This is a genomic window from Streptomyces sp. CB02414 (genome assembly GCF_001905385.1).
GTDB lineage: Bacteria > Actinomycetota > Actinomycetes > Streptomycetales > Streptomycetaceae > Streptomyces.
Genome location: NZ_LIPF01000005.1, coordinates 589,479 through 597,818 on the forward strand (window position 1 = coordinate 589,479; position 8,340 = coordinate 597,818).

The window sequence follows — 8,340 nt, forward strand, 5'->3', positions numbered from 1 at the left end:
AGAACCACATGCACGCCCACGACGGCCTGATCACCACGCCGATCACCCCGGACCTGATCCGCGGCGCCCTCGACCTGGAGCGCACCGAACACGGACTGCTGCCGCACCGGCTGCCGGCCCGGGCCCGCGCCCAGAACACCGACGGACAGCTGGCCATGGCGGAGTCCCAGCCCTCCGGCGTACGCCTGGCGCTGCGCACCCGCGCCACCGTCCTCGAACTGGACACGCTGCCCACCAAGCGCCTCTACGCGGGCGCCCCGCCGCGCCCGGACGGCGTGTACGACCTGCTGGTCGACGGCCGCCCGGCGGGCCGGGGCAGCGTCACGGGAGGCAACACCCTCACCATCGACATGACCACCGGCACGGCTTCCGTCGAGCCCGGCCCGGCCGGCACCCTCCGCTTCCCGGACCTGCCCGAGGGCGACAAGGAGATCGAGGTCTGGCTGCCGCACAACGAGACCACCGAACTCGTCGCCCTGCGCACCGACGCCCCCGTCGAACCCGCCCGGGACTCCGGCCGCAGGGTGTGGCTGCACCACGGCAGCTCGATCAGCCACGGCTCCGACGCCGCCAGCCCCACCACGACCTGGCCCGCGCTCGCCGCCTCCCTCGGGGGCGTCGAGCTGATCAACCTGGGGCTGTCCGGCAGCGCCCTGCTCGACCCGTTCACCGCGCGGGCCATGCGCGACACCCCCGCCGACCTGATCAGCGTCAAGATCGGCATCAACGTGGTCAACGCCGACCTCATGCGGCTGCGCGCCTTCGGCCCCGCCGTGCACGGCTTCCTCGACACGGTCCGGGAGGGCCACCCCACCGTCCCGCTGCTGGTCGTCTCACCCGTCCTGTGCCCCGTCCACGAGGACACGCCCGGCCCCCTCGCCCCCGACTTCAGCGAGGCCGCCGAGGGGCGGCTGCGCTTCGTGGCCACCGGCGACCCGGCGGAACGCGCGAGCGGGAAGCTGACCCTGAACGTCATCCGGGAGGAGCTGGCCCGGATCGTGGCCCAGCGGGCGGGCGACGACCCCCACCTGCACCACCTCGACGGTCGTGATCTCTACGGCGAGGCCGACGCCGCCGAGCTGCCCCTGCCCGACAACGTCCACCCGGACGCCGCCACCCACCGCCGCATGGGCGAACGCTTCGCCCAGCTGGCCTTCGGCGACCGTGGCGCCTTCACCGCCTGAAGCCCGGCTCCCCATGGCCGCGACCCCGTACGACCGCGGCGAAACGCCGGGCGACCCCGTGCCAGACCGCTTCGGCGGCCGGTTCGTCGCGCTCCGCCCGGCGGCACAGCTCCGCCGGGTCCAGCCCCCGGGCCCGCAACCGCTCCGGATCCCACGACCGCATCCGGTCCGCGCCCGCCTCGGGGTGGAACTGCACGCCCCAGGCCCGGTCACCGACCCGGAACGCCTGGTACGGGCACCGCTCGCTCTCCATCAGCCAGGCGGCGCCCGGCGGCAGGGCGGTGACGGCGTCCACATGGTGCTCGACGGCCGTCACCCGCTCCGGCAGCCCTCCGAAGAGCGGATCGTCACCGGCACCCGACCGCAGGGTGAGCGGGGTGCTGCCGAACTCCGGGTCGCCGTGCTCGCCCCGTACCGTGCCGCCCGCGACGTGGGCGAGGAGCTGCCCGCCGAGGCAGATCCCGAACACGGGGGCGCCCCGCTCCAGCGCCTCGGCGACGAGTGCGCGGGTGGGCGCCAGCCAGGGCGCGCGCACGTCGTCGCCGGGCAGGTAACCGCCCCCGAGCACCACGACACCGTCGTGCTGGAGGCGGCGGGGGAGCGGGGCACCGGCGTAGGCGTGCACGACGTCCAGTGACACGCCGTCCGCGACGAGCCAGTCACCGAACCGGTCCGGCCCGCCGCCCGGACCGTTCTGCACCACCAGCAGCCGCGCCATCGCCCACTCCCCGTCTCACACCCTCGGACACCACCACCCTGCCCGGAGCGCGCCGGGCCGCAACCTCCCCATGCGTCACAGACCCGCGGCGCGGTGCGTCGGGTCGCCGTCCAGGACGGTCAGCAGCACCGGCACGCCGGCCAGTTCGGTGGCCGGCACGGTGAGCGGGTCGGCGGCGAGCACCGTCAGGTCGGCGCGGTGACCGACGGCGATCCGCCCGGCCTCGTGCTCCTCGCCCGCCGCGTAGGCCGCGTTGACGGTCGTGCCGCGCAGCGCCTCCAGCGCCGACAGCGCCTGCTCCGGGCCGTGCGGCGCCCGGCTGAGGTCGCGGGTCGGGCGGCGGTGGCGGGCGCCGGCCATGACACCCAGCGGCGGGTAGGGGGCGATGGGCCAGTCGGAGCCGAGCACCACGACGGCACCGGAGTCGTGCAGGTCGCGGCAGCGCCAGGCCCGCGAGGCGCGCGGTTCGCCCAGCCGCCGGGACCAGTTGTCGGTGTGGTCGGCCCGGGTGAAGTCGCAGCAGTGGGTCGGCTGCATGGAGGCCACGACCCCGAGTTCGGCGAACCTGCGCAGCGTGTCGTCCGGGACGGTCTCGATGTGCTCGACCCGGTGCCGCACCCTGCGTACGCCGTCCGCCTGGGCCTTCTCGACGGCGTCGAGGACGTGACGCACGGCCGCGTCACCGATCGCGTGGGTGGCCGTGGGCACGCCGGCCCGGTGCAGCTCGCCGACGACGCGGGTGTACTCCGCGGGGTCCGGCCAGAAGGCGTGCCGGGACTCGCCGTGGCAGTCCGGCTGCTCCAGCCAGGCGGTGCCGTTGTCGACGGTCCCGTCCATGAAGATCTTGACGCCGGCGGTCCGCCACAGCCTGCCGCCCCTGCCCTGGCCCTCGACGAGGGCGCGCACCCCGTCCGCGCCGGTGCCGGGCTGGCACCAGGGCGCCACCCGAAGGCGCAGCGGCAGCCGTCCCGCCTGGTCCAGCTCGGTGAAGAGGTCGAGGCTGTCTCCGTTGGCGTCCATGACGTGACCGCCCGTCAGGCCGGTGGCCGCCATGGCGCGCAGGGCCGCGGCGAGCCGGTCGAGACGCTCGGCCCGGGTGGGCTGCGGGGCGATCCGCTCCACCAGCTCGCAGGCGGCGTCCTCCAGCAGCAGGCCCGTGGGCCGCCCCTCGGCGTCGCACACCACCTCGGCCGTGGCCTGGTCGAAGGTGCGCGGCCCGTCCACCCCGGCCAGCTCCAGGGCCCGCCGGCTGGCCAGCATGGAGTGCGCGTCGAAGAGCAGCAGCAGCGCGGGCACGCCGTCGAGCACCGAGTCGAAGGGCGCCGTCTCCACCGGCCGGTCACCGAAGACGTTTGGGTCCAGGCCCCAGCCGTGCAGCCACGCGCCGGGGGACAGGTCCCGCACCGCGCGGGCCAGCGCCTCGCGCACCTGGCCGACGTCGGTGCAGCCCGACAGGTCGAGACCGTGGGTCAGTTCGGCACCGGTGACCGGGTGGATGTGCCCGTCGACCAGGCCGGGGGTCACCACGGCACCCTTCAGGTCGACGACCGTGGTCGAGGCGTCCGCGAGCGCACGGATCTCCCGGTCGTCACCGAGGGCACTGATCCGGCCGTCGGCCGCGGCCAGCGCGGTCTGCGGCAGGAAGTCGCCGGTGACCGGGTCGAGCAGCCGGGCCGAGAGCAGGACGAGAGAGGTGCGCACAGTCACTCCTTGAGGGGGGCGGTTCAGTTGGTGTCGGTGGCCGTCAGAGCGCCTGCGGACAGGCCGAGTTCGCGCTCCGCGGTGGTGATCGGCATCCGTCGCACCGCGGGCGGGTCGTCACCGGTGTCGGCGCTGTTGACGAGCATGCCGAGGCCGTCGAGGACGACCAGGATCTGGACGGCGGCCACCAGCGGGTCGTCGGTGCGGAACTCGCCCTGCTCGACGCCGTCCCGGATCACCGCCTCCAGCCGGTCGCGCCAGGCCGCCTCCTGGACGGCCACCCTCTCGCGCAGGGCGGGCCGGTAACGGCTCAGGTGCCGGGCGTTGAGCCACAGCCGGCTGATGTCGTCGAAGTCCGGCCCGGTCGCCCGCGCGAAGAAGCGCGCCAGCTGCCGGGTCGGCGTCACGCCGTCCAGGCCGGCGGGGAGGAGTTCGTCGAGCTCGGCGGAGGCGGCGTCGCCGTACGCCTCGGCCACCAGGTCCTCCACTGCCGGGAAGTAGTGGCTGATCAGTCCGGGGCGCACGTCCAGCTCCTCGGCGACCCGCCGCAGAGTGATGCACTCCAACCCTTCGGTCAGTGCGACCCCGGAGGCCGCTACAACGATTTCCGCACGTCTGGCGGCCGGAGACTTGCGGATTCGCTTGTTCGGAATGCTTGACGGCATGGAATCGATGCTATTGAGTGTGCGACCAACAAGCAAGCAGGTGGGACACCAGCACCCCGGAGGAGCCTCATGGCGTCCACGATTCCCGACCCGCACCCCGGCACCGGCGCCGCGCGCCAGGAGGCACCGCCCCCGCCGCCGTCGGACCGGGCGGGCCGCGTCGAGGCCCACGGCATCGACCACATCCCCGACCACGAACGTCACGGCCGGCCGCGGCAGTTGTTCTCGGTGTGGGCGGCGGCCAACGTGAACTACCTGAGCCTGGTGACCGGCGGCGCCCTGATCCTGATGGGCCTGACCCTGTGGCAGGCGCTGGCGGTGATCGTGACGGGCAACCTCTTCTGGCTGCTGACCGGCCTGCTCTCGATGTCCGGGCCGGCGGCGGGCGCGCCGAGCGAGGTCATCACCCGGGCGATGTACGGGGTGCGCGGCAACCGCGTCAACAACGCGATCGTGGGCTGGCTGATCTCCGTCTGCTACTTCGCCCTGAACCTGGCCGCCGCCGCGACCGCCGCCTTCGCCCTCGTGGAGATGGCCGGCATCACCGCGAACACCGGCGTGAAGGTCGTCGTGGTGATGGTGATCGCCGCCCTCACCCTGGCCATCGGCGTCTACGGCCACGCCATGATCATGAAGCAGTACCTCCCCATCACCCTGGTCCTGACGGCCGCCTTCGCCGTCGTCGCCGTGGGCGTGTACCGGCACGCCGACCTCTCCTACGTACCGGCCGAACCGCTCACCGGCACGGACCTGTTGACCGTCGTGGTCGCCGGCGTCACCCTCATCGCCTCCGCCCCGCTGTCGTACACCACCAGCGCCGACTTCTCCTGCTACCTCCCGCGCACCACACCCGCCCGGGCCGTCGTGGGCTGGACCTTCCTGGGCGGCTTCCTGCCCGGCGTGGCCGTCTGCTCGCTCGGCGCCCTCGCCGCGACGGTGGCCGACATGTCGGACCCGCAGGCGGGGCTGCGGCAGCTGCTGCCCGACTGGTTCGGTCCGGTCCTCCTGCTCGCCCTGGTCCTCGGCACCATCGCCATCAACGCCCTGACCGCCTACAGCGCGGGCCTCGCCCTCCAGGCCGTCGGCATCCGCATCCGCCGCTCCCTCAGCGTGCTCGCCGATGGCACCGCCGCCGTCGCCCTCACCCTGTACGGGCTCCTCGTCTCCGACTTCCTCGACACGGTCAGCAACGTCCTCCAGCTCACCGTCGTCCTGCTCGGCCCCGCCCTGGCCGTCTACGCCACCGACATCCTGCTGCGCCGCAACCGGTACGACGGCCCCGCGCTGATGGACGAGACGCCCGGCAGCCCCTTCTGGTACCGCGCCGGGGTCAACCCGGCGGGCGCCCTCGCCCTCGCCGGAGGCGTCACCGTCGCGGCCCTGTGCGTGAACACCCTCTACACCGGTCCGATAGCCCGCGCCCTCGGCGGGGTGGACCTCGCCCTGCCGGCCGGCCTCGTACCGCCTCGCTGCTCTACGCGGCCCTGACGCGCGGCGGAGCACGCCGGGCGCCGACGCTCTGAGGGCCCGGGGTCAGCGCCGCGCCATGTACAGCTCCAGCGCCTTGTGCAGCACCTTGTTGAGCGGGTAGTCCCACTCGCCGAGGTACTCGACGGCCCGGCCGCCGGCGCCCACCTTGAAGCGCAGCAGCCCGAGCAGGTGGTCGTCCGCGTCGAGGGTGTCGGTGATGCCGCGGAAGTCGTAGACCGAGGCGCCCAGTTCGAGCGCGTCGCAGATCATCCGCCACTGGAGGGCGTTGCTGGGCTGCACCTCGCGCCGGCGGACGGTGGACGCGCCGTAGGAGTACCAGACGTGCTCGCCGACCGTCAGCATCGTGGCCGCCGCCAGCACCTCCCCGTCGTGGTGGGCGAGGTAGAGCCGCATGCGGTCCGGGTCCTCGGCCGTCAGCGCCGTCCACATCCGCTCGAAGTAGCCGAGCGGCCGCGGCACGAACCGGTCCCGCTCGGCGGTCTCGACGTAGAGCTCGTAGAACGCCCTCAGGTCCTCGCGGTCACCCCGGACGACCTTGACGCCGGCCTTCTCCGCCTTCTTGACGTTCCGGCGCCACTGCTGGTTGAAGCCGCTGAGGAGCTGCTCCGGGGTCCGCCCGGCGAGCGGCAGCTGGCACACGTGGCGCGGCTGCCCGGTGGCGAACCCGTCCTCGCCGCCGGACGCGGAGCGACGCCAGCCCGTCCGGCGCAGCCGCTCGGCCACCGCCTCGGCCCCGGGTTCCCGTTCGGTGGCCTCCACGTCCCCCAGCCGCCGGGCCCCCGGGTCGGCGATCGCCGCCTTGACCGCCTCGGGGCTCCAGCGCCGGGTCACCACCGGCGGTCCCATCTTCACCGAGAAGGCGCCCCGCCGCTTCAGGTGCGCGAGCATCGGCTCCAGCCACCGCTCCAGGTCGGGCGCGTCCCAGTCGATGACCGGGCCCTCGGGCAGATAGGCCAGGTACCGCTTCAGCCGCGGCAGCGGACGCAGCAGCACCAGCCCGGCCCCCACCAGTTCGCCGCGCTCGTCGAACCAGCCCAGGCTCTCCGCCCGCCAGTCCGGCTTCACGTCACCCCACGCGGGCGTCTGCAGATGGCTCACGGACGGCCGGGCCGCGACGAACCGCAGGTGCTCCTCGCGGCTGATCGGCTTCACGTGACGGCTCATGGACGGTGCCCCTCTGTTCGGCTCTGCTGCTGCTTCGACGTGTGCTTCCTCGTGGTCCGGCCGGCGCGCCCGCCGTCCCGCACCTCACAGGGAAACCCGGCGGCGGCGGATCCGCGCGCTGCCGGCCCGCCGCCCACCCGAGTGCTCCGCCCGGCGCGCGGGAGCGCGGGCGCGGTGTCAGCGTGGAATGCCCGGGCGGTACGGCAGGACGGACGGAGCGGACGGCGATGGCACGGGCGATCTGGACAGGCGTCATCACGTTCGGGCTGGTCTCGGTGCCCGTCGGGCTCTTCACGGCGACCGAGAACCACACGGTCCGCTTCCACCAGCTCCAGCGCGGCACCTCCGACCGCATCCGGAACCGGCGCGTCAACGAGCGCACCGGCAAGGAGGTCGACCCCGGCGACATCGTCAAGGGCTACGAGGTGGGGGAGGGGGAGTACGTCGTCGTGGAGCCGGACGAACTCGACGAGATCGCGCCGGGCCGCTCCCGCGCCCTGGAGATCACCGACTTCGTCGAACTGGACCGGATCGCACCGGTCTACTTCGACCGCACCTACTACGTCGCCCCGCGCGGCAAGGAGTACCTCAAGGTCTACGAGCTGCTGCGCGCGGCCCTCGCCGAGTCCGGCAAGGCGGGCGTCGCCACCTTCGTCATGCGCAACCGCCAGTACCTGACCGTGCTGCGCGCCGAGGACGAGGTCCTGGTGCTCCAGACCCTCCACTGGGCCGACGAGGTCCGCGACCCGGTCGGGGAGCTGCCCGAACTGCCCTCGGACCGGGTTGGCCGGGGCAAGGAACTCGACATGGCGCTGCGCCTGGTGGACGCCCTCAGCGGTCCCTGGGAGCCGGACCGCTACCACGACACGTACCAGGAGAAGGTCCGCGAGCTGGTGCGTGCCAAGGCCGAGGGTGAGGAGGTCGCGGTGGCGGAGGAGGCGCCGCAGGCGACCAACGTCGTCGACCTGATGGAGGTGCTCCAGGGCAGCCTGGAGCGGGCGAAGGACACGGGCGCGGGCGGCGGGAAACCGGCCGGGAAGACGGAGAGCGGTGAGCGCCCGGCCGGGTCACGCAAGAAGGCCACCGCCCCCTCCCGCAAGAAGAAGCCGCCCACCCGGAGCGAGCTGCGGGAGCTGAGCAAGGCCGAGCTCTACCAGCGGGCCACCGACCAGGACGTCGCGGGCCGCTCCAGGATGAGCCGCGAGGAGCTGATCGACGCCCTCACCGGAACCGGCGGCCGCCGGCGGAAGAAGACGGCCGCCGCCTGAGTCGGCGGCGGCCGCCGGCCGGCTCAGGCCGTGCTGAGCATGCCCTTGCGCAGGCGGGCCAGCAGGCGCGAGATGAGCCGGGACACGTGCATCTGCGAGACGCCCAGGCGTTCGCCGATGTCCTTCTGGGTCAGTTCCTCGACGAACCG

The 8,340-nt window shown here is 73.8% G+C and carries 8 protein-coding genes; 3 read left to right on the plus strand and 5 right to left on the minus strand.

What is annotated here, in order from left to right; genetic code table 11:
- Positions 1 to 8: 8 nt before the first annotated feature.
- The gene (locus tag AMK11_RS19835) at positions 9 to 1,184 is read left to right on the plus strand and encodes a GDSL-type esterase/lipase family protein (protein WP_073728976.1); all 1,176 of its coding nucleotides are present in this window, start codon (positions 9 to 11) and stop codon (positions 1,182 to 1,184) included.
- Here AMK11_RS19835 and AMK11_RS19840 read toward each other — a convergent pair.
- The 3 genes from AMK11_RS19840 to AMK11_RS19850 all read right to left on the minus strand — a co-directional run bounded on the left by AMK11_RS19840 (position 1,174) and on the right by AMK11_RS19850 (position 4,268).
- Positions 1,174 to 1,902 carry a type 1 glutamine amidotransferase gene (locus AMK11_RS19840; RefSeq protein WP_073728978.1) on the minus strand — a complete coding sequence of 243 codons (729 nt, stop codon included), beginning with the start codon at positions 1,900 to 1,902 and terminating at the stop codon, positions 1,174 to 1,176. The genes AMK11_RS19835 and AMK11_RS19840 overlap by 11 nt on opposite strands.
- A gap of 75 nt (positions 1,903 to 1,977) precedes the next feature.
- Positions 1,978 to 3,603 carry an amidohydrolase gene (locus tag AMK11_RS19845; protein ID WP_073728980.1) on the minus strand — a complete coding sequence of 542 codons (1,626 nt, stop codon included), beginning with the start codon at positions 3,601 to 3,603 and terminating at the stop codon, positions 1,978 to 1,980.
- 23 nt (positions 3,604 to 3,626) lie between these two features.
- On the minus strand, positions 3,627 to 4,268 hold the full coding sequence (locus AMK11_RS19850) for a TetR/AcrR family transcriptional regulator (RefSeq protein ID WP_073728982.1): 642 nt from the start codon (positions 4,266 to 4,268) through the stop codon (positions 3,627 to 3,629).
- A 69-nt stretch (positions 4,269 to 4,337) separates the two neighbouring features.
- On the opposite strand from AMK11_RS19850, the gene AMK11_RS19855 reads away from it, so the two are divergent.
- Positions 4,338 to 5,756, plus strand: coding sequence for a purine-cytosine permease family protein (locus AMK11_RS19855; protein WP_073728984.1), 1,419 nt, complete (start codon positions 4,338 to 4,340; stop codon positions 5,754 to 5,756).
- Positions 5,757 to 5,801: 45 nt separating this feature from the next.
- On the opposite strand, the gene AMK11_RS19860 is transcribed toward AMK11_RS19855, so the two are convergent.
- On the minus strand, positions 5,802 to 6,923 hold the full coding sequence (locus AMK11_RS19860) for a lipid II:glycine glycyltransferase FemX (protein ID WP_073728986.1): 1,122 nt from the start codon (positions 6,921 to 6,923) through the stop codon (positions 5,802 to 5,804).
- A gap of 227 nt (positions 6,924 to 7,150) precedes the next feature.
- On the opposite strand from AMK11_RS19860, the gene ku reads away from it, so the two are divergent.
- Positions 7,151 to 8,191 (plus strand): non-homologous end joining protein Ku, encoded by a 1,041-nt coding sequence (ku, locus tag AMK11_RS19865; RefSeq protein ID WP_073728988.1) that lies wholly within the window; start codon positions 7,151 to 7,153, stop codon positions 8,189 to 8,191.
- Positions 8,192 to 8,214: 23 nt separating this feature from the next.
- Here the strand turns inward: ku and AMK11_RS19870 are convergent.
- A partial coding sequence (locus tag AMK11_RS19870) for a sigma factor-like helix-turn-helix DNA-binding protein (RefSeq protein ID WP_241847011.1) occupies positions 8,215 to 8,340 on the minus strand: 126 nt, incomplete at its 5' end.

Coding starts and splice junctions, on each gene's coding strand:
- AMK11_RS19835 (WP_073728976.1), top strand. CDS start 9: ATGCACGCCCACGACGGCCTGATCACCACGCCGATCACCCCGGACCTG.
- AMK11_RS19840 (WP_073728978.1), bottom strand. CDS start 1,902: ATGGCGCGGCTGCTGGTGGTGCAGAACGGTCCGGGCGGCGGGCCGGAC.
- AMK11_RS19850 (WP_073728982.1), bottom strand. CDS start 4,268: ATGCCGTCAAGCATTCCGAACAAGCGAATCCGCAAGTCTCCGGCCGCC.
- AMK11_RS19855 (WP_073728984.1), top strand. CDS start 4,338: ATGGCGTCCACGATTCCCGACCCGCACCCCGGCACCGGCGCCGCGCGC.
- AMK11_RS19860 (WP_073728986.1), bottom strand. CDS start 6,923: ATGAGCCGTCACGTGAAGCCGATCAGCCGCGAGGAGCACCTGCGGTTC.
- ku (WP_073728988.1), top strand. CDS start 7,151: ATGGCACGGGCGATCTGGACAGGCGTCATCACGTTCGGGCTGGTCTCG.